Raw genomic sequence first — 21,327 nt, 5'->3', positions numbered from 1 at the left:
CACAGGGGGGCGCGCCGGGACCACAAGGGGAGACGCGCCAGGACCACAAGGGGAGACGCGCCAGGACCACAAGGGGAGACGCGCCAGGACCACAAGGAGAGACGCGCCAGGACCACAGGGGCGATCGGGCGCGCAAGCGAGGCGCAAGGGGTGCGCAAGAATCCGGCGGCAGGGTGCGTTCATGAGTGACTATGTGACCGCGGGCGGTGTCCGCACCTATTACGAGGTGTATGGCGAGGGGGAGCCGCTTATCCTGCTGCACGGCGGCGGTAACGGCGCGGAGAGCTGGCTCGGGCAGATTCCCGAGTTGTCGCAACACTTTCGGGTCTATGTGCCCGAAAGGCGCGGGCACGGGCATACCGCCGATGTCGACGGGCCGATCGGCTATCGGATCATGGCCGAGGACACGGCGGCATTCCTGGACACCCTCGGGATCGGGGCCGCGCATCTGGTCGGCTGGAGCGACGGCGGGATCGTCGGGCTGCTGGTCGCCCTGGACCGGCCCGACCTGGTCCGCAAGCTCGTCGCCATCGGCGCCTACGCCAATCGCGACGGCGCAACGGTTTTCACCCGTGAGCTTTTCGAGGAACCGGTGTCCGCGCGCATGGCCGAGATCCTGCGCGACAGCTACACGACATCGCCGGACGGCCCGGACCATTTCCCGATCGTCTACGACAAGCTGGTGCGCATGTGGCGGGAAGAGCCGAATATCGCCGTCTGCGACCTCGCCCGGATCCAGGCGCCCACCCTGCTCATGCAGGGTGACGAGGACGGGGTGACCGTCGAGCACAGCGCGGCGATGAGCAGGGCCATCCCCGACGCGCAACTCGCCGTCATTCCCGGCTCCTCGCACGTCGTACCCCTCGAGAAGCCCGGACTCGTCAACCGGATGATCCTGGATTTTCTCGCCGACGAGCAGCCGACGAAGCTGTTCGCCCTGCGCGATTCCCTACCGGAGTATCTGCGCGAGGGCGGTGCCCCACACTTCGGCTCCGGTTGAGACTTTGCGTCATTGGCGACAGGTGAACATCGCGGAAGTTTTACTCGATTCTTCAACGATATCGTCGAAGTCGGTTCTTCCGGAAAGGGAAATGTTCATGTCCACTGTCGCAGCACTGCGTGGAATCGGCCGACAACTCGACGACCCGGCCAGTCTGGCCCGTGCGCTCGATGACCTGCTCGCCGCGCGGACCGAGCCGCCGGTCCTGCTGGCCCTCGGCGAGCCGACCCACGGGATCGCGGCATTTCCGTTGCTGCGCAACGACATTCTCGGTCACCTGGTCGACCGGGGCTACCGGTCGATCGCGCTGGAGACCGATGCCCTGGCCGCGTCCGTGGTCGACGACTACGTGGCCGGGGCGGCGGCGGAGATCGAGACGGTGCTCGCGACCGGGTTCAGCCACGGGTTCGGCGCGGTGCCGGGCAATCGCGAACTCGTGGAATGGCTTCGCGCGTACAACGCCGATCGCGCACCGTCGGAACGAATTCGCTGCCATGGCTTCGATGCGCCGACCGAAATCTATAGTGCGCCGAGCCCGCGACGGGCGCTGTCCCGGGTCGAGAACTATCTGCCGAATGCGCTGCGGCCCGAGTCGGTCCGCGATCTCGACACACTGCTGGGCGAGGACGCGGACTGGGCGAACGAGGCGGCCGCCCGCGACCCGGCGGCCTCCCTCGGCGACTCCGACCGCGCCCGCGCCCTGCGCCTCATCGCCGACGACCTCGCCAGCGCCCTGCGCCGCGCCGCGCCCGACCTGCGCGCCGCCGACCCGACCGGCTACGACCACGCCGCCGCGCACGCCCGCACCGCCCAGGGCCTGCTGCGCTATCACGCGGCCATGGCCAGCTCCGCACCCGACCGCATCGCGACCCTGGGCAGTCTGCGCGCGGAGATGATGGCCGAGAACCTGCTCGCAATCATTGCCCGGGAGCAACACCGCGGCCCCACCCTGGTATTCGCGCACAACGAGCATCTTCAACGCGCGCAGCCGGTTGGCAGCCAAGCGAATTGGGCGAACGCGGGCGCGCTCGTCGAACTCACCCTCGGTGACCGCTACCTATTCCTGGCAACCGACGCCAGCCCCGACAGCAACCCGGGCACCCTCCAACACCTGCTGTCCGAAGCGACCACCCGCCGCACCCTGTTCCCGGCCCCGGCCCTACGCGCCACCCTCCCCCCATCCCTCGGCACAGGCAAACCGATTGTGCCCGGCCACATTCCACTCGCCCCGGCAGCCGTGGACCGCACCGACGGCGTCATCTTCATCACCGACACCGACGGTAAACAACATCGGTATTGGTAGTGCCGTATAGGAATTCCCTATAGCGCCTACTGTTATTCGGTCTTTGCCTCTCGCTCTTTTTCGGACGTACCGTCTTTTTGTCGAACAGACGAATACGAAAGGACCGGTGGCATGGCCACGATCGGAAATAAGGCCGGGGAACTCGCGGGAAAGCGGGCATTGGTCACGGGGGGTTCGCGCGGAATCGGGGCGGCCATTGTGCGGGAATTCCTGGATGCGGGTGCCGAGGTGATCACGACCGCCAGGGCCCGGACGACGGCGGTGCCGGAGGGTGTCGTCTTCGTGGCGGCCGATGCGCGGACGCGGGACGGGGCGGCGGCGGTTGCCGCGGCGGTCGAGGAGGCGTTCGGCGGGGTGGACATCGTGGTTCACAATGCGGGTGGGGCGCGGCCGTTCTCGGGGTCCTCGGCGATTCCCGATGCGGAGTGGCAGGAGGCGCTGGATCTGAATTTTCTGGCGTCGGTGCGGCTGGACTCGCTGCTGACACCGGGGATGCGGGAGCGGCGTTCGGGAACGGTCGTGCACGTGTCCTCGGCCGCGGTGCCCGTCCCGGTCGCGCCGTTTCTGCACTACACGGCCGCGAAGGCGGCGCTGGAGAACTACAGCCGGGGACTGGCATCGGAGTTGGCCCCGTTCGGAATTCGGGTCAATACCGTGACTCCCGGCAGGACCGCCACCCCCGGCAGCGAGGCGGCGCGCGAGGAGTGGGCGCGCCTGGACGCGACGCCGGGCCGGATCGCCGCCACCGTGCCGCCGCTGGGGCGCGATGGTCGGCCCGAGGACATCGCCCACGCGGTGCTGTTCCTCGTGTCCGAGCGGGCGGGCTGGATGTCCGGGAGCAATCTCGTCGTGGACGGCGGCGAATTCCCCAGGGGGTGACGGTCATCTGTGCCAGGTCTGTTGGCGCAGGAGTTCGAGCAGGGCCGTCTCCGCCGGGCCCGGGTCGCGGCGGACCGCGGCGACGACGGGCTGGGACACGACCGGGAACACCGGGCGCGCCAGGTGCTCGTATCCGTGGGGCACCGCGGAGGCCGGGACCAGCGTCACCCCCAGCCCGTGGGAGGCCCAGCGCACGGCCGTCGCCGCCTGGGACACGCGGGCGGCCGTGGTCGGGGTCAAGGCATTGTCCCGCAGCACGTCTCGCAGCACGCCGTCGAGCGCGCTGTCGCGGTCGAACCGCACCCACGGCTCCCCCGCCAGCTCGCCCAGCTCGACCCGATCCGCGGCGAGCAGCCGGTGCCCGGCGCCCAGCACCACGACGAACTCCTCGTCGCCGAGGTGATGGGCCTCGGCCGCGCCCTCCTCGCACGGGGTCGCCACCAGGACGAGGTCCAGCACGCCCCGGCGCCCCAGCCGCTCCAGCTCGGCCGGGTTCGGCTCCTCGAAGACGGTGACCTCCAGCCGCGGGAAGCGGCGGCGCAGCGCGGCCAGCGCACACGGCAATTGCCGGGTGCCCAGACCCATCTGGGCCGCGACCAGCAGCTCGCCCACCAGCTCGTCGGCGGCGGCCCGCGCGGTCGCCCGCGCCCGCCGCGACGCGCTCACCGCGACCTGCGCCTCCCGCAGGAACGCGCGCCCGACCACGGTGGGCACCAGCCCGGTCGGCGTGCGGGCGAACAGCGCCACGCCGAGTTCCCGCTCCAGGGCGCGAATCTGCTGGGACACCGAGGGTTGCGCGACGTGCAGCAGCTCCGCCGCCGCCGTCACCGAGCCCTGCTCGGCAACGGCCAGCGCGTACTCGTACTGACGAAGGCTCATCGGCTCCCGTGCCCTCCCATGAATGGAACCGTCGTAATGTGTTGTCGTGCAACGCCGGAGGTGACGCGTTTACTCCGGGTCCGACCGCAGCGCCGCGGCGAGGGCGTCGACATGGGGCGGGCGGACGATGCCGTAGTGGTCGCCGGGGAGGTCGATGATGCGGGCGTCTCCCGTGCAGCGGGCCAGCCACGCGGCGGCGGTCGCGGGGGTCGCTCCCCGGGCCGCGCGGTAGAAGCGGACGGTGCCCGCGTAGGTGGGCGCCCGGTAGGTCAGCAGCGCGCGGGTGTTGCGGGAGAAGCGGGTGACTATGGCGGACAGGGTGTCCGCGTCCACGTCGGGGGGCAGGACGCCCGCGGCGCGCGCCCGGTCGTACAGGTCGGCCAGGGAGCGCAGCTCCGCGGGGGCCGGGCTCCACTCGATCCCGGCGAGACCCGCCAGGTCCCGGGCGAACCAGGACAGCAGGGTGGCATCCTCGGGGACGGCCGCGTGCCGGGGAGTCGGCGGTTCCAGCACGTCGATCAGGGCGACGGACTCGATCTCGGTGCCCCGCAGGGACATTCGCGCCGCCATCTCCAGCGCGATCATGCCGCCCATGGACCAGCCGCCGAGCCGGTACCGGCCGCGTGGGAGCGCGGTGTCGAGCGCGTCGATGTAGTGCGCGGCCAGTTCCGCGATGGTGGTCAGGGGCTCGTCGGTGTCGGGCGTCTGGAGCGCGTACACCGGCCGGCCGGGGCCCAGCAGCGCGGCCAGGCCGGAGTAGCAGAGCACGTCCCCGCCGACCGGATGCGCCAGCACCCACGGTGTGGCCGAACCGGTTTCGCTGATCGGCACCAGCGCGGCACGCCGCGCCCGCCCCTCCCGCACGACGTCGGCCAGACTGGCGATGGTGGGGTGCCCGAACAGGACCGACAGCGGCAGCGACGGGCCCAGCTGCGCGGCGATGCGGGCCATCAGGCGCACCGCGAGCAGCGAATTTCCGCCCAGGGCGAAGAAGGTGGTGTCCATGCCGAAGTCCCGGCCGGGGAAGAACTCGGTCCAGATGTCGGCCAGGGTGCGTTCGATCTCGTCGCGCGGCGCCACCGGCACGGCCGGGGCGGGCGGAGTGAATTCGGCCCGGGGCAGTGCGGCGCGATCCAGTTTTCCATTGCGGCCCAACGGAAGTGCGTCGAGCAGGACGATGTGCCGGGGCACCAGGTAGTCGGGCAGCCGCGCCCGCAGCGCCGCGGTCAGCTCGTCGGGCGTCACCGCGGCGGCGGGCACGGCATAGGCGGCCAATCGCCGGTCCTGCCCGTCGCCGACGACGGCGGCCGCCGCGGCGCGGACCCGGGGGTCGCGCAGCAGCGCGGCCTCGACCTCACCGAGCTCCACCCGATACCCGTTGATCTTGACCTGGGTGTCGCGCCGCCCGAGGAATTCGATGGCGCCGTCGGGCAGATAGCGCCCGAGATCCCCGGTGCGGTACAGCCTTTCGTCGGTGGTCGGGTGCCGGACGAAGCCGGCCTTGGTCTTGGCCTCGTCGCCGAGATAGCCGCGGGCGAGCCCGGCGCCCGCGATGTAGAGCTCGCCGGGAACCCAGGTCGGGCACGGGCGCCACGCCTCGTCGAGCACGTGGAATCGCTGGTTGCGCAACGGTTTTCCGTAGGGGATCGATGTCCGGGCCGGGTCGACGCCGTCGATGCGGTGGTGGATCGACCAGATCGCGGCCTCCGTCGCGCCGCCGAGACCGCAGATCACGATGTCGGGGGCCAGCTTTCGGATGCGTGTCGGCAGGGTCACCGGGATCCAGTCGCCGCTGAGCAGCACCACGCGCAACGGCATCGGCGGATGTTCCCGCGCCGCCAGGTGGTCGACGAACATCTCCATCAGCGCGGGCACGCTGTTCCACACCGTGATCGCGTGCGCGGCGACGAGATCGGCCCAGCGGGCCGGTTCCCGGTGCGCGGCCGGTTCGGGCAGCACCAGTGTCGCGCCCGCCGCCAGCGTGCCGAAGATGTCGTAGACGGACAGGTCGAAGTTCAACGCGGACAGTCCGAGTACCCGGTCCGCCGGGCCGATGCCGAACCGCTCGTTGATGTCGAGCACGGTATTGCGGGCCGCGCGGTGTTCGATCATCACGCCCTTGGGTGTTCCGGTGGAACCGGAGGTGAAGATCACGTACGCGAGGTCGTCCGGCTCGGCGTCGCACTCCGGCGGGGGCTCGTGATCCGTTCCGTCCGAGTCGATTTCGTCGATACAGAGCCGGTCCCAGCCGACCGGCCACCGGGTGCGCCGTTCGACCTCCCGCTGGGTCACGATCGCGGCGACGCCCGATTCGGCCAGCAGCACCCGCAATCGCTCGGCCGGTACGTCGGGGTCGACCGGCACGTAACCCGCACCCGCCCTGAGTATTCCGAGCACGGCGACCACCTGCCGCGCGCCCTTGTCGAGCACCACGGCCACGAGCGCTCCCCTGCCGACGCCCCGATCCCACAGCCGCCGCGCGAGTGTCGCCGATCGCCGGTCGAGCTCGCCGTAGCTGAGGGTCTGCTCCGCCGAAACCACGGCGGGGGCGTGCGGATTCTCCCCGGCCCGTTCGAGGAACGGCCCGTGCAGCAGGCCGGGACCCACGGGTTCCCCGGTGGCATTGGCCGATCGGCGGGCCTCGAGGTCGGCCTCGGGCACCAGGATCGGCGCGGGCCGCTGCCAGGCGGATTCGTCGGCGGCGAGGGCGCGCAGCAGTCCCACGTAGGCGCCGAACATGATCTCGATCATGCCGTCCGGGAACAGGCCGGTGACCACGTCCCAGTTGACGACCAGGGCACCGGCCTCCTCGATGACCTGGTGGTCCAGCCACACCTGGGGTGTGCGGACGCAGCTGTACGCCTCGGTGGCGCTCTCGCCGAGCCCGAGCAGGTGGTGCACCATGCCGGTCATGCCGCCCGCGGCATCCCGGCTCGCGAAGTTGACCATGCTGGCGAACACCACCGGCATGCTGGCGCCGACAATATTTCCGCGCGCTCGGTTGATCTCGCGCAGCACCTCGACGCCGGACATATCGCCGTGCTCCAGGTCCGCCCACAGTCGGCCCTGGATCCGTTCGGCGAGGCGGGCGAAGGTCTCGTCGGCCAGGCCGACCGCGAGCAGGGTTGTGGTGCTGAAGTTTCCGACGACGGCATCCACCTGCTCGTGCAGCATCACCCGGTTGGAGAACATCACATTGAGGGTGAAGGCGCTCGTGCCGCTCCACGCGGAGAGGATCCAGGAGTACGCCGCGCACAGCGCCGCGGACGGGGTGACGCCGTGCGCACCGGCGAGTCGACGGAGCTCGGACCACTCGGTGGTGGACAGTGTCGTGGTGTGGTGGGTGAACTCGGGAACGCCCAGATCGGCCGGGTTGGTGGCGAGCGGAAGCCGTGGCGCCTCGGGCAATTCGGCAATGCGCTCGCGCCAGTACCGCTCGGCCTCGGCGCGCCGCTGTTCGCTGCGCCGCTCCCCCAGCGCGGTGAGATAGTCGCGGAAGGTCAGCGACAGCTCCGGCAGCGCCCGCGCACCCTCCCGATAGACCGTCGCCCATTCCCGGAACAGCAGCGCCGCGCTCCACCCGTCCACGACCAGCGCATCGAGACCGATGTGCAGCCGGGTGGTGCGCGCATCGAGGCGGGTGGCCCGGACATCGAACAGCGGCCAGGTGGCCGCGTCGAGGACCTGATTCTTCAGCTCGCCCCGGATCCGATCGAGCGCACCGGCCCGATCCGATGCCGACAGCTCGGCGAGATCGACTGTGCGCACGATGAATTCGGGCACCGCGGCCAGCACCCGCTGGGTACCGTCCGCCCCCACGACCGCGCGCAGCATATCGTGGCGCCGCACCAGCACCCCCAGCGCCGAGGCCAGCCGATCCAGATCGAGCCCGACGATATCGACCTCGACATAGGAGTAGGTCGACACCCCGCCGAGCTCGAACGCCGTCGACCGCCCCACCAGGTACGCGTGCTGAAGGTCGGTGAGCGGAAACGGATCGTAACGAGCGTTTTCATCCGGAGTAGACGACACGGCAATACGCTGCTCCGCCGCGGGTGCCCCGATCAGATCGGCAATGAACCCGGTAATACTGGACGCATTGAGAAACGCATCCAACGGCGGCCCCACCCCCAACTCATCCCGCAACGCATCCTGCGCCTCCAACGCCATCCACGAATCCAACCCAAGATCGGTCAACGCCACCCCCGCATCAAGCTCCCCCTCCCGCACCCCCAACACCCGAGCCAAGGTCGAAAACACCACCCGCCGAACCAAATCGACATCGCTGCACGACACCGCAGTCTCCGGCGTATCGACCACCGCCCCGGTGCCCGCCACATGAGTGTCCGCACCATCGGGCACCACCGTGGTCGCCGCGTCGGGCACCACCGGGTTGTCCGGCTCGACGGGCACCACCCCGGCGGTCACCGCATCAGGCACCACCCGGATGTCCGCCGCGACAGGCACCACCCCGGCATCCGCCACAACAGGCACCGCCCGGTTGTCTGCGGCATCAAGCATCGGCTCAGCGACCGTGGCATCAGACACCGCCCCGGCGGACATCGGCTCGGCGACAATCTCATTCCGGGTGCGAGCCGCGTGATCGTGAACGACGGGGCTATTACGTGGCCCCACACGGGATTCCACAGCATCGGGCATCGCCCCGGTGTTCGCCACGTCGGGCACCACCCCAGCAGGCACCGCCCGGATGTCTGCGGTATCAGGTGGCAGCTCGGCGGCGAGCGTGTTCCGGGCGTGAGGCGCGTGGTTGTGGACGACTACGGGGCTGTTGCGTGATAGCGGGCGGAATTCCACTCGGTGGGCCTCGGCGATGATGCGGCCGGTGGCGTCCGTGAGGGTGAATGTTGCTGGGGGATATGGTGGTTCGGCGTATGGGTCGACTCGGCAGTGGCAGTACAGGGGCTGGGTGGTGGTGGGGCCGTGCCAGGTGAAGCGGTCTATTCGGGTGACCATGGGTGGGTGGTCGGGGAGGCAGCCGAGGATGGTGTGGAACATTGCTTCCGTCAGGCCGGGGTGCGGTGTGGTCCCGTCCCATACCGTGGATTCGGGGGGTCGGAGGCGGGCCATTGCCTCGCCGTCGGCGTAGCGGATGTCGTCGGCCCAGCGGGCCGCCGGGCCGAGGTATATCGCGCGTCGCCACAGTCGCCGGTACAGGTCGTCGGCGGTGAGCTCGCCGGTCAGTCGGCCTCGGATTGCCGCGATATCCACGGTGGACGGGTCGGCTCCGGAAGCGATGTGCCCCAGGCAGAGTCGGTCCCAGGCCGCGGGGTCGGCCGCGGCATACAGCTGGAACGATCCGTCCGGCTCGAGCACGAACTGGACGCGCCTGCGGTCGTCCGGTTCCAGCCACAGCGCCCGGGTCAGCTCGTAGTCCCGGATGGTCACCGCCGTGGTCCCGGTCGACTCCCGCGCCGCGGCCACCGCCATGGCCAGGTGGACACCGACCCCGGCCAGCGGCCTGCCGTCCACCACCTGTTCGTCGATCACCCGGTGCGCGGCCGGTGCCAGCGTCGACTCGAATTGCGCGGTGGGTAACGGGGATTGCAGCCGTCGGCCCAGTAGCGGGACCGACTCCTCGGGCCGCGCCTCGCCGTGGCGGTCGCGCCGGAACGGATAGGTCGGCGCGGTCACCAGACGCCGCCCCCGGCCCTCGTCGAAGCGGCGCCAGTCGATCGCGGCGCCCGCGGTGTGCAGGGCGGCGACGCTCTCGCCCAGCACCTGCCAGTCGTCGGATCCCCGCCGCAGCGACGGCAACAGCAGCGCGTCCGGCGCCGCCTCACCGACCGGGCCGAGCAGGGTGGGGCTCGGCCCCAACTCCAGGAAGACACCGGCCCCCTGCGATGACGCCGCGCGCACCGACTCCGCGAATCCGCCTGGCACGCCGTTGTTTCCGGCACCCGGCCCACCCTCGACGGCCAGCCGTAAGCCGGTCGGAAAATCCAGCACCCCCCGGACGCAGGCGGCCACCCGCTCACCGATGCCGCGACCGAGCAGCACATCCGGTTCCACGCCCCACTGCCGCCACAGCCGGGCGAGCGCGTACTCCACGGCGAACAGGGCGGGCCGGGCGTACCGGGGCCGGGCCAGCAGGTCGTCCCGATTCAGCACCTCCGGCAGCGGGCAGCTCAGCAGGGGCCGCAGCACCTCGTCGGCCTCGTCCAGGGTTTCCCGGTAGTGCGGCGCGGTGTCGAACAGCTGGCGGCCCATGCCCGGATAGGCCGCATCCCGGTCGGGGAACAGGAACACGATGCGCCCCGCGGTGGGGTTGCCGGGAAAAGGGCGGTCGCCCAGGCGATTCGGGGAATCCAGCCGAGCCAGGCGTTCCCGCATGCCCCGGACGGTGCTCGCGGCGAACGCCGCCCGGTGCGCGAACGCCGCCCGGCCGGTATTCGCGGTGAAACACAGGTCCGCGAGCCGATTCTCGTCCAGCGCCGACAACCGCGCCGAGTACCTGTCGGCCAGCTTCGCCAGGGCGGCAGCCGATTTCGCCGACAGGGCGAGCACATGCGCGGTACGGTCCGGCCCTGTCGGCGCGTATTCGGCTGTGCCACCGGCGCTTTCGAGGATCACATGCGCATTGGTGCCGCTGGCGCCGAACGAGCTCACGCCGACGACCGAGGGCCGCTCCCCCTGCGGGAGCGCGGTCGGCTCGGTGGGAACCGTAATGCCCGTCCCGGCCGCGGAATGGAGGGTGTCCAGGTGCAGGTGCGGCGGGATCTCCCCGTGCGCGACGCACAGCACGGCCTTGATCAGGCCCGCGATCCCGGCCGCCGGTTCCAGGTGGCCGATATTGGTCTTCACCGACCCGACCGGCAGCGGCCGACCCTCCCGGCCCGCGCCGAGCGCGGCGCGCAACGCGCGCAACTCCACCGGATCGCCGGTGGGCGTGCCGGTGCCGTGCGCCTCCACGTAGTCGATCCGTTCCGGCGGCAGGTCCGCGGCGCGCAATGCCGCGCGAATCAGGTCGGCCTGCGCGTCCGGGTCGGGTGCGGTGATGCCGCGGCTGCGCCCGTCGGAGTTGACCGCCGAACCCCGGATCACCGCCCAGATCCGATGGCCGTTCGCCCTCGCGTCGGACAGCCGCTCGAGCACGACGACGCCGCACCCCTCGCCGCGCACATACCCGTCGGCGGCCGCGTCGAACGCCCGGCAGCATCCGGTCGGCGACAGCATGCGCGCCCGCGACAGCACCCGGAACCAGGACGGGGACAACAGGACATGGGCCCCGCCCGCCAGCGCGAGATCCGTTTCCCCGCAGCGCAGGCTCTGACCGGCCAGATGCACGGCGACCAGCGAGGAGGAGGTCGCGGTGTCGACCGCGAGCGACGGCCCGCGCAGCCCGAGATGATAGGAGAGCCGACCGGCCGCGAACGACGCCGCGCCGCCGGTGAGCGCGTGCGCGGACACCCGATCCGTTGCCCCGGACGGGATTCGGACGCCCTCGTCGTGGGAGACGCCGACGAATACGCCGACCGGACGACCCGGCAATCGGTCGGCGCGACATCCCGCGTGTTCCAGCGCTTCCCACGTGACCTCCAGCAGGAGCCGGTGCCGCGGGTCGAGGCAGGCGGCCTCCCGGGGCGAGATCCCGAAGAACTCGGCATCGAATTCGTCGATGCCGGTGAGCAATCCGGCCCGGCGCGGGCCCGGAAGCTCCATCCGGGACCTCGGCACCTCGACCACGCCGTCCCCGCCCCCGCGCAGGAATTGCCAGAACGATTCGGGGGTCGAGGCCCCGCCCGGCATCCGACACGCCATGCCCACCACGGCGATCGGCTCCGCCGCACCCGGACCTGTGCCGTGCGCGGCCGAATACGACTGTGCTGCACCGTGATCGACCACCGAACGCCCCATCATCAGCGTCGTGAACCTCGAGAGTGTGCAGTGTATCGGGGTATCGGGTCCGGCGGTATGTTCGTGCTCCCCAGCTGAACACGCCGGGTGCACCGCTACCCCCCGGCACGACGGCGCACGACCGCCAGCGGCACCACCCCGGCGATCGCCGCGCCGACCACCGCCACCAACCGGAATCCGCCCGCGGCGAACAACTGTCCGGCCACCAGGCTGGCCAGCGCGGAACTCGCCCACACCACGGCGTCGACACCGCCCTGCAACCGAGCGCGTTCACCCGGCGGCAGGTCGCGGCTGAGTGTGCCGCTGCCGCCGACGAATACCAGGTTCCAGCCGTACCCCACCAGAAACAGCCCGATGGGCATCCAGAGCCGGTACGAGCTCGGCGCCGCCACGACGGTGACCGCCGCGACCAGCTGCACGGCGAGCCCGGCCGTCATGGCGACCCGGCCGCCCCACCGGTCGGCGATCCGGCCGGACACCGGTGCGAGCGCGTACATTCCGGCCATGTGCGCGCTGATCACCCAGCCCACCACGTCCAGCCCGCTGCCGAGATGACGCATCTGCACCGGCGTCATCGTCATCACCGACACCATCACCGCCTGCGCGGCGACCATGGCGACCAGCGGCACCAGCACCACCCGGCCGCGCAGCGCCGACCACAGCGACGACCGCTCCGGCCGCTCCCCCTCGATCCGGCCCACCGCGCGCGGCAACGCCGCGGTCACCGCCACGGTCGCGACGGCGAGCAGCGCCGACACCGCGACCGGCCCGGACAGGCCGGGCAACCGCACGCCCGTGGCGACCGCGGAGGCCGGGGCGATGAGGGCGGGCCCGGCCACCGCCCCCACCGTCCCCGCCCACACGATCAGCGACACCCCGAACCCGCGCCGATGCTCGGGCAGCACCGCCGCCGCGACATACCGGGACAATTGCGTCGCCCCGTATCCCCCACCGAACACCAGCACCCCGATCAGCAGCACCGGCAGCGACGACCGCAGCACACCGGCGACCGCGACCACCCCACCCACGCCCGCAACGCAATACACGACCAGCAGCCCGACCCGGCGACCGTACCCGGCCATCAGCGCAGACGTCGCGAGCGCCCCCGCCGCCGTCCCCGACACCAGCGCCGCATTCGACAGCCCACTCGCCCCCGCCCCCGCCTGCTCCGCCACGAACACCGTTGCCACCGTGGACAACCCCACCGCCCCGGTATTCATCAACACCGCCCCGACGAACAACGTCACCAACGACCGCCGCCGAGCCGGAACGGCCACCACATCCCGCTCCACCGACCCGGGATCCGGCAGCCTGCCACTCACAACATCGAGGATATGGGAACGGCGTTGCCGCAGAAGGGCGGAACGGTGCAACCCCTACCCGAACCCCGCATAGCTCCGGCCGCGTAACGGTTGGTTTCGGCCGTACCGGACGGGGTAGCCGCCGTGATCGACAAACCGAACAAGCGCTACGGAAAGGGCAGTGCGACCATGCGATACGACGTGATCATCGTTGGCGCAGGCTCGGCGGGCGGGGTGCTGGCCGATCGTCTCTCCGTCAATCCCGACCGCTCGGTGCTGCTGCTGGAGGCGGGCCCGGACTTCGGCTCAGCATCCGGTCGGCACCTGCCGGATGGGACCCGACGACGACCCGGCCGCCGTGACCGACGGCCGGGGCGCCGTGCGCGGGATCGACGGACTCCATGTCGTGGACGCCTCGACCATGCCGACCATTCCACGGGCCAATACCAACCTGTCGACACTCATGCTCGCCGAAAGGTTCGCTGCCGCACTGACATAGGCCACGCCGTCTCCGAATTACCAGCGGTACCAGCGTCCCCGGCCGCCGTCGGCACCGGCAGCGCGGAAAACGAACCCCAGCAGCCAGACCACGAAGACGGCGATTGCTATCCACCACAGCAGCTTCACCGCGAATCCCGCGCCGAGCAACACCAGGGCGAGCAGCAGAACGAGTAACAGGGGAATCATATTTCCTACCTCCTGAGCCGCGGATACCCGGCGAGGGCGCATCTACTCCGCAGTGGCGCGGGTCACAGACACCGCCGGAATTCCTCGCCGATTCGCGGGTAAGCCGAAGATGTCCGCAGTATCCGATTGGTTCGGAGGTTGTTGTGTCCCAACACGAAAGCGGTCCCCGCGAGGCAGTAGAGGGCATCGTCGAGGACGTGAAGGGTAAGGCCAAGGAGGCCGCCGGCATCATCACCGGCGACGAGAACCTCAAAGACGAGGGACGCGCACAGCAGGACAAGGCAGCAGATCAGCGAAAGGCCGCCCAAAAGGAGGCCGAGGCGGAGAAGGCCCGCGCCGAGGCCGAGGTGAACAAGGCGCGGCAGTCCGGCCACGAGCACAACCAATAGCCGACACCCCGGCACGATCGCCGCGTGGGGCCGCCGAGCGAATCTCGCTCGGCGGCCCTGCTGCGCCCGGAGCAAACCACCGGTTTTCTTCGTGATTCGGGGGCGGTCGAACGGGTAGCCCGACACTGTCCGGTACAACCCGCTATTCGGGAGGTGTGAAATGCCCAGGGAGGAATGGACCCAGAAGCAGGAACGCCAGTACGAGCACATCAAGGATTCGGCGAAGGGGCACGGCGAAAGCACCCGCCGCGCGAAGGAGATCGCCGCCCGCACGGTGAACAAGAACCGCGCCCGCGCCGGGCAGACCCGGACCGCGAGCCGCACATCGGTACGGGATATGTCTCCCCAACGCCGCGGCGGCCTGCGATCGCACAGCGGCCGACACGGCCCCACCCGCGACCAGCTCTACAACGAGGCCCGCCAGCGCAATATCAGGGGTCGGTCGTCGATGACCAAGGCCGAACTCGCTCGCGCTCTCGGCAAATAATCACCGACTAGTCCTCGGAGACCGCCTCGACGACGCGGCCGGAGCTGTCGTGCCCGAGTGCGCGCGCGACATCGGCCTGCGCGATGATGCCCACCAGCTTCTTGTCCTCGAGCACCGGGATGCGGCGCACCCGGTGCTCGGCCATGGCCGTGAGCACCTCGGTGACATCGTCGCCGGCCTGGACCACGAACGGCACGCCCTCGGCCAGTTCGCCCGCCATCACACCGATCGGATCATTGCGCTGCGCAACAACTTTCACGACGATGTCGCGGTCGGTCAGCATGCCCTTCAGCTTGCCGTCCTCACCGCAGATCGGCAGGGCGCCGACCCCGGTCTCGGCCATCGTGCGGGCAGCCTGCAAGACGGTGTCGCTGGAGCGGGCGCACACCACATCGGCCGACATGAGCTCTCGTGCGGTGGTCATCGGATAACCCTCCTGTAGTTCGTGCGGTACCGATACCCCCGGCCGGGGCATCCGTGCTGCGGCTACCCGAGCCCGCTCCGACTATGCGCGGGGTCGCTGACCTCGGCCTTCTCCGCGCATGCCGGCACTGTCGATTAAGACGAACACGATCGGGTACCCGATTTGTATCCGGCCGATCACGTAGGCAGCCGCCAGGGGCGGTAGTGGCGTCCGTGGCCGGAGGACAGCACCGCTGCACGGTGCCGTCGAAGACGAGCCACCGAGTGCCCCGACAACGCCGTTGAGCCATTGACACTCCGAGAGCCGCGAGCGACTGCGGCATCACGCTCCACCCTCGGATCAAGGAGTTGACAATCATGGCGCCTCTCGCCGACACACCGTCGCAGACAACCCTTGCGGGTTCGGTCACGAGCCCAGCAATGCGCGCCCGCCGCGGGAACGACTCCTACGACGATCTGGAGCCGTGGTTCGAGAAGCTGGACAGCCTCGAACCGACCGATCCGGAACGAAACAGGCTGCGCGAATACATTATTCACCGCTGCCTGCCGCTGGCCGAACACGTCGCCCGCCGCTACTGCGGCCGCGGCGAGAGTTTCGACGACCTCGAACAGGTCGCCCGCATCGGCGTCGTGTACGCGGTCGACCGATTCGAGGTCAGCCGCGGGCACACCTTCATCTCCTTCGCCGTACCCACCGTCCTCGGCGAGGTCCGCAGGCACTTCCGCGATCGCGGCTGGGCGCTGCGCGTACCCCGGCGGCTCAAGGAGCTCCAACAGCAGATCGCCGCCACCACACCCCTGCTCATCCAACGACTCGGCCGCGCGCCTACCGGCCGCGATCTGGCCGCCGAACTCGGCGTCGCGCTCGAAGACATCAATCAGGCACTGATCGCCGCCAACGGCTACCGTACCGAAACCTTCGACACGCCAATCGATCACGACGACGACGGCCCGAAGGGCGCGGCATCCCGGGCGGGCGCACTCGCCACCGAGGAGCCCTGCTACGAGCTCCTCGAAAACGCCATGGCCGTCCGCCCCCTCATCGAGGCGCTGCCCGATCGCGAACGCACCATACTGCACCTGCGATTCTTCGAATCCAAGACGCAGACGCAGATCGGCCGTCAGCTCGGCATCTCCCAGATGCACGTCTCCCGCATCCTGTCCCACACCTTGCGATCCCTCCGCGAGCAGGCCCTCGAGCTGGCCTGAGCTTCGACCCATGGGCTGGCCCGGCGTTCTATCGCCGGGCCAGTCCAGTATTCGTCTCAGTTGTCGTGGTGGGGGATGAATTCTTGTGCTTTGGTTTTGGTGCCTTGGGTGATCAGGTGCCAGGCGTTGGGGTCGCCGCGCAGGACTGCTTCGGCGGTGGATTTCATTTGTTCCCAACTGGCGTGGGGCGGGATGGGCGGCACCTCCGGGTCACATCGCACATCCAGCACGGTCGGCCGGTCCGCCGACAACGCCTGCCGCCACGCCCCCGCCAGGTCGTCGGGGTCGTCGACCGCGACCGCGCCCAACCCGAACACGCGGGCGACGTCGGCGTAGGACAGGTCCGGGAGGGATTGGGACTGTTCGAATTTCGGGGCCCCGCCCATCGACCGCAACTCCCAGGTCACCTGATTGAGATCATTATTGTGGAACACACACACCACCAGCCGCGGATCGGCCCACCGGTCCCGATACCGGGAGATGGTGAGCAGTTCGGCCAAACCGTTCATCTGCATGGCCCCGTCCCCGACCAGGGCGATGACCGGGCGGTCGGGGTGGGCGAACTTCGCGCCGATCGCGTAGGGCACCCCCGGCCCCATCGTCGCCAACGTCCCCGACAACGACCCCCGCATCCGGCCCCGCACCCGCCAGCAGCGCGCGTACCAGTTCGCCGCCGACCCCGAATCCGCGGTCACGATCGCATCCTCCGGAATCCGCCGCGACAACTCCCACACCACCCGCATCGGATTCACCGGCCGCGCACCCAGCATCGCCTGCCGCTCCACCGTCTCCCACCACCGCCCCACATTCGCCACGACCGTGTCCCGCCACGTCGTATCCGATTTGCGTTCCAGCAACGGAATCAACTCCGCCAGGGTGGTTTTCGCATCACCGACCAGGCACACCTCGACCGGGTACCGCATCCCGATCATGGTCGCGTCGATATCGATCTGCACCGCCCGCGCCTGCCCGAACTCCGGAAGAAACTGCGAATACGGGAAATTCGAACCCACGATCAACAACGTGTCGCAATCACGCATCAACTCATAACTCGGCCGCGTCCCCAACAACCCCACCGCCCCCGTCACGAACGGCAGATCATCCGGCAACACATCCTTACCCAGCAGCGCCTTGGCCACCCCCGCCCCGACCCGCTCGGCCACCTCCACCACCTCCCCCGCCGCACCCCGCGCGCCCTGACCGACCAGGATCGCCACCCGGCGGCCCGCGTTCACGATCGCGGCGGCCTCCTCCACGTCGGCGCGGGGGGCGACGATCCCGGCCCCCAACACCGCGGGCGGGCTGGAGGGGACCTGCTTGAACTCGTGCGTCGGCGGCTCATAGGGCTCTTCTTGCAGGTCGGCGGGAATGATCACCGCCGTCGGAGCGGACCGGGCACGCGCCACCCGGAACGCCCGATCCAAGGCATTCGGCAACTGGGCAGCCACGTTCACCTCGACCAGGTAGTCGCTGGCCACATCCTTGTACAACGACTGCAAATCCACCTCCTGCTGATAACTACCCCCCATCGCCGACCGCGCGACCTGCCCGATGATCGCCACCACCGGCACATGATCGAGTTTCGCGTCGTACAGGCCGTTCAACAGGTGAATCGCCCCCGGCCCCGACGTGGCGGTGCACACGCCGACCTCACCACTGAACTTGGCGTACCCGACCGCCTCGAACGCCGCCATCTCCTCATGCCGCGCCTGCACAAACACCGGATCATCCCCAGCCCGCCCGAACGCGGCGACCAAACCATTGATCCCATCACCCGGATACCCGAACACCCGGGCCACACCCCACTCCCGAAGCCGCTGTAAGACGTAATCACCAACCTGCTGCGTCATCCCCTTCTCCTATCCACATCGAGTCCTCTTTGCCCGCCGCTTACCCGACCCACACCGACCGAACCACGGGTGTGCCCGCCCACCGACCGGGTAGTCGCCCACCAACCACCCGCCCGGCCGCGATCGATCCTCGACAGAAGGGCCACCGATGACTCTCGACCACAAGTCCCCTCGCACCTCGTTTCCCCTCGAGGCACTGCGCACCCAACTGACCGAACAGGTCGACGGCGAGGTTCGCTTCGATTCCGGCAGCCGCGCAACCTATTCCACCGATGCCTCGAACTATCGGGCGGTGCCGCTGGGGGTCGTGATACCCCGCACTCCGGAGGATGCGGCCACCGCCGTCGCGGTGTGCCGCGCCCACGACGTGCCGGTACTGTCGCGCGGGGGCGGCACCAGCCTGGCCGGGCAGTGCTGCAATGCGGGCGTCGTGATCGACTGGAGCAAATACTGCACGCGGGTGGTCTCGGTGGATCGGGCCGCCGCCACCGTGGTGGTCGAGCCGGGAATCGCCCTCGACCGGCTCAACGACGAGCTGTCCCCGACCGGGCTGCTGGTCGGCCCGAAACCGTCCACCCATGTCAGCTGCACCATCGGCGGCATGATCGGCAACAACTCCTGCGGGTCCACCGCGCAGGCATACGGCAAGACCGTCGACGCGGTGCGACGGCTGGAGATCGTGACCCACGACGGCTTGCGCGCCTGGGTCGGCCCCGGCGACACCATCGACACCGACGACGAGCGCGGGCCCGAACTCGTTGCCCGGCTCCGGACGATCCGAGACCGCTACGCCGAGGACATCCGCAAGACCTACCCGGCTATCCCGCGCCGGGTTTCCGGCTACAACCTCGATTCGCTGTTGCCGGAGAACGGATTCGACCTCGCCAAATTCCTGGTCGGCAGCGAGAGCACCCTGGTGACCGTGCTGCGCGCGGAGCTCGAGCTGGTACGGCGGCCCGGGGCGAAGGCGATGGCGGTCCTCGGTTTCGACGACATCTACACCGCCGCCGACGCGGTCCCACAGGTCCTGCGACACACCCCCGCGGCACTGGAGGGCCTCGATCACCGATTGGTCGCGCTGGAACACAGCCTGCACCTGGCCGAGGGCGCGATCCGGCAGCTACCCGCCGGAAACGCCTGGCTCATGACGCAATTCGACGCCGACACCCGCGAGGACGCCGACCGCAAGGCGCAGGCCATGATCGAGGAGGTCTGCCCGCGCACCGGAGCGAGCGCGACCGTGCTCGACGATCCGGAGCGGGAGGCCGAGATCTGGGCCGCCCGCGAGGCCGGGCTCGGCGCCACCGCCTATCCGCCCGACGGACCCGAAACCCACGAGGGCTGGGAGGATGCCGCCGTCCCGCCCGATCGGCTGGGCGACTATCTGCGCGACTTCGAGCGGCTGTTACAGCGCTTCGACTACGAATCCAGTTCGCTCTACGGCCATTTCGGCCACGGCTGCGTGCACACCCGCATCCCGTTCGACCTGCGCACCGCGACCGGCATCGCGAACTACCGGGCATTCGTGCAGGAGAGCGCGCGGCTGGTGGTGAGCTACGGCGGATCGCTGTCCGGCGAGCACGGGGACGGGCAGTCCCGCGGCGAACTGCTGCCGATCATGTTCGGCGACCGGGTGATCGAGGCGTTCGGTGCGGTGAAGCGACTGTTCGATCCGCGCAATCGCATGAACCCGGGCAAGGTGATCGACCCGCATCCGCTCGACCACGACCTGCGCCAGGGAGTCGACTACCGGCCGTGGGAACCGGTGACGCACTTCGCCTTTCCCGAGGATTCACACCGGTTCAGCACCGCCGCCGCCCGCTGCGTCGGAGTCGGCAAGTGCCGCGGCGACAGCGGCGGGGTGATGTGCCCGAGCTACCGGGCCACCCGCGAGGAGGAACACTCCACCCGCGGCCGCGCCCGGATACTGTTCGAGATGCTGAACGGCGAGGTGATCACCGACGGCTGGCGCTCCGACGAGGTGCGCGATGCGCTGGATCTGTGCCTGGCCTGCAAGGGATGTCGCAGCGACTGCCCGGTCGACGTCGACATGGCCACCTACAAGGCCGAGTTCCTGTCCCACCACTATCGGCACCGGATGCGCCCGCTGGCGCACTATTCGATGGGCTGGATTCCGCTGTGGGCGCGACTGGGCACATCGGTCGCGGCATTGGCGAACGCGGTGACGCACGCGCCGGGCCTGCGGCACCTGATCGCCCGCGCGGGCGGCATCGACCCGCGCCGGGGAAATGCCCCGGTTCGCTTCCGCCCGCTTCACCGAAACCTTCCGTCCCGCAACAGGTTCCGGCACCGGATCGCGGGGGCCCGTGCTGCTGTGGCCGGACACCTTCACCAACAATTTCGAGCCCGGCATCGCGCGGGCGGCGGTCACGGTGCTGGAGGCGGCCGGGTTCACGGTGGAGCTGCCCGGGCGGGCCGTGTGCTGCGGGCTCACCTGGATCTCGACGGGCCAGCTCCCCACCGCGAAGCGGGTGCTGCGCCGCACGCTGCGGACGCTGGAACCGCAGCTGCGCGCCGGGACGCCCGTCGTCGTCCTGGAACCCAGCTGCGCCGCGGTATTCCGCTCCGACCTGCCCGAACTCCTGCACGGCGACGAGGACGCGCACCGGCTGGCCGGGCAGACCCGCACCCTGGCCGAACTGCTCGCCGACCGCGCACCCGACTGGACGCCACCCCCCATCGAGGGCGCGGCACTGGTACAGCCGCACTGCCACCACCACGCCATCCTGCGCTACGACCGCGATCGGGACCTGCTGTCGGCCACCGGAGCCGACATCGACGTGCTCGACGCCGGATGTTGCGGCCTGGCAGGCAATTTCGGATTCGAGCAGGGCCACTACGAGGTGTCGATCGCCTGCGCCGAGGACCAGCTCATGCCCGCCGTGCGCGGCCTCGCGCCGGGCACCCGCGTCCTCGCCGACGGCTTCAGCTGCCGCACCCAGATCCGCCACCTCGACCCCGCCGCCGATCCCCGGCACGCGGTCGAACTGCTCGCCGAGGCGATCACCCGGGGATCCGCCTGAC

At 70.1% G+C, this 21,327-nt stretch carries 14 protein-coding genes and 2 pseudogenes; 10 read left to right on the top strand and 6 right to left on the bottom strand.

The annotated features are described in order from the left end of the window. Positions 1–181 precede the first annotated feature (181 nt). The 3 genes from HPY32_RS30490 (at position 182) to HPY32_RS30480 (ending at position 3,182) form a co-directional block, all read left to right on the top strand. Positions 182–1,000, top strand: a complete 819-nt coding sequence (locus HPY32_RS30490) for an alpha/beta fold hydrolase (RefSeq protein WP_067577999.1) — start codon at positions 182–184, stop codon at positions 998–1,000. Positions 1,001–1,097: 97 nt separating this feature from the next. After that, positions 1,098–2,303 (top strand): erythromycin esterase family protein, encoded by a 1,206-nt coding sequence (locus HPY32_RS30485; protein ID WP_067584359.1) that lies wholly within the window; start codon positions 1,098–1,100, stop codon positions 2,301–2,303. Positions 2,304–2,414: 111 nt separating this feature from the next. Further along, a complete protein-coding gene (locus HPY32_RS30480) occupies positions 2,415–3,182 on the top strand; it encodes an oxidoreductase (protein WP_067577997.1) in 768 nt (255 codons plus the stop codon). A 3-nt stretch (positions 3,183–3,185) separates the two neighbouring features. Here the strand turns inward: HPY32_RS30480 and HPY32_RS30475 are convergent, their stop codons facing one another. The 3 genes from HPY32_RS30475 to HPY32_RS46295 all read right to left on the bottom strand — a co-directional run bounded on the left by HPY32_RS30475 (position 3,186) and on the right by HPY32_RS46295 (position 13,258). Further along, positions 3,186–4,061: a LysR family transcriptional regulator gene (locus HPY32_RS30475; protein ID WP_067577995.1), complete on the bottom strand. Its 876-nt coding sequence runs from the start codon at positions 4,059–4,061 to the stop codon at positions 3,186–3,188. Between the two features lie 69 nt (positions 4,062–4,130). Further along, positions 4,131–11,939 (bottom strand): hybrid non-ribosomal peptide synthetase/type I polyketide synthase, encoded by a 7,809-nt coding sequence (locus HPY32_RS30470; protein ID WP_067577993.1) that lies wholly within the window; start codon positions 11,937–11,939, stop codon positions 4,131–4,133. Between the two features lie 92 nt (positions 11,940–12,031). Continuing rightward, a complete protein-coding gene (locus tag HPY32_RS46295) occupies positions 12,032–13,258 on the bottom strand; it encodes an MFS transporter (RefSeq protein WP_216676392.1) in 1,227 nt (408 codons plus the stop codon). A gap of 168 nt (positions 13,259–13,426) precedes the next feature. Here HPY32_RS46295 and HPY32_RS45815 point away from each other — a divergent pair. Continuing rightward, a pseudogene (locus tag HPY32_RS45815) lies at positions 13,427–13,540 on the top strand (lycopene cyclase family protein); the annotation flags it as partial. A gap of 28 nt (positions 13,541–13,568) precedes the next feature. Beyond that, a complete protein-coding gene (locus HPY32_RS45015) occupies positions 13,569–13,736 on the top strand; it encodes a GMC oxidoreductase (RefSeq protein ID WP_269456465.1) in 168 nt (55 codons plus the stop codon). A gap of 17 nt (positions 13,737–13,753) precedes the next feature. Here HPY32_RS45015 and HPY32_RS30455 read toward each other — a convergent pair whose 3' ends face one another. Next, a complete protein-coding gene (locus tag HPY32_RS30455; protein WP_067577989.1) occupies positions 13,754–13,924 on the bottom strand; it encodes a hydrophobic protein in 171 nt (56 codons plus the stop codon). Positions 13,925–14,067: 143 nt separating this feature from the next. Here HPY32_RS30455 and mbp1 point away from each other — a divergent pair, with 143 nt between their 5' ends. Together mbp1 and HPY32_RS30445 are read left to right on the top strand one after the other, a co-directional pair. Continuing rightward, positions 14,068–14,313 carry a microaggregate-binding protein 1 gene (mbp1, locus tag HPY32_RS30450; RefSeq protein ID WP_067577987.1) on the top strand — a complete coding sequence of 82 codons (246 nt, stop codon included), beginning with the start codon at positions 14,068–14,070 and terminating at the stop codon, positions 14,311–14,313. A 160-nt stretch (positions 14,314–14,473) separates the two neighbouring features. Continuing rightward, positions 14,474–14,800, top strand: coding sequence for a plasmid stabilization protein (locus tag HPY32_RS30445; protein ID WP_067577985.1), 327 nt, complete (start codon positions 14,474–14,476; stop codon positions 14,798–14,800). A gap of 7 nt (positions 14,801–14,807) precedes the next feature. Here HPY32_RS30445 and HPY32_RS30440 read toward each other — a convergent pair whose 3' ends face one another. Beyond that, a complete protein-coding gene (locus HPY32_RS30440) occupies positions 14,808–15,224 on the bottom strand; it encodes a CBS domain-containing protein (protein WP_067577983.1) in 417 nt (138 codons plus the stop codon). 356 nt (positions 15,225–15,580) lie between these two features. Between HPY32_RS30440 and HPY32_RS30435 the strand changes: the two genes are divergently transcribed. Next, positions 15,581–16,432 carry a SigB/SigF/SigG family RNA polymerase sigma factor gene (locus HPY32_RS30435; protein ID WP_309247557.1) on the top strand — a complete coding sequence of 284 codons (852 nt, stop codon included), beginning with the start codon at positions 15,581–15,583 and terminating at the stop codon, positions 16,430–16,432. Between the two features lie 56 nt (positions 16,433–16,488). On the opposite strand, the gene HPY32_RS30430 is transcribed toward HPY32_RS30435, so the two are convergent. Then, the gene (locus tag HPY32_RS30430) at positions 16,489–18,282 is read right to left on the bottom strand and encodes a thiamine pyrophosphate-requiring protein (protein ID WP_171983123.1); all 1,794 of its coding nucleotides are present in this window, start codon (positions 18,280–18,282) and stop codon (positions 16,489–16,491) included. Positions 18,283–18,430: 148 nt separating this feature from the next. On the opposite strand from HPY32_RS30430, the pseudogene HPY32_RS46290 reads away from it, so the two are divergent. Both HPY32_RS46290 and HPY32_RS46285 read left to right on the top strand, forming a co-directional pair. Next, positions 18,431–20,272, top strand: a pseudogene (locus HPY32_RS46290) (FAD-binding oxidoreductase); the annotation flags it as partial. Between the two features lie 259 nt (positions 20,273–20,531). Continuing rightward, entirely contained in the window at positions 20,532–21,326 is a 795-nt protein-coding gene (locus HPY32_RS46285; RefSeq protein WP_309247564.1) for a (Fe-S)-binding protein, read from the top strand. Position 21,327: the final 1 nt, after the last annotated feature.

This window comes from Nocardia terpenica, from assembly GCF_013186535.1.
Taxonomy (GTDB): domain Bacteria; phylum Actinomycetota; class Actinomycetes; order Mycobacteriales; family Mycobacteriaceae; genus Nocardia; species Nocardia terpenica.
This window is presented reverse-complemented; position numbering and strand designations above follow the sequence as displayed.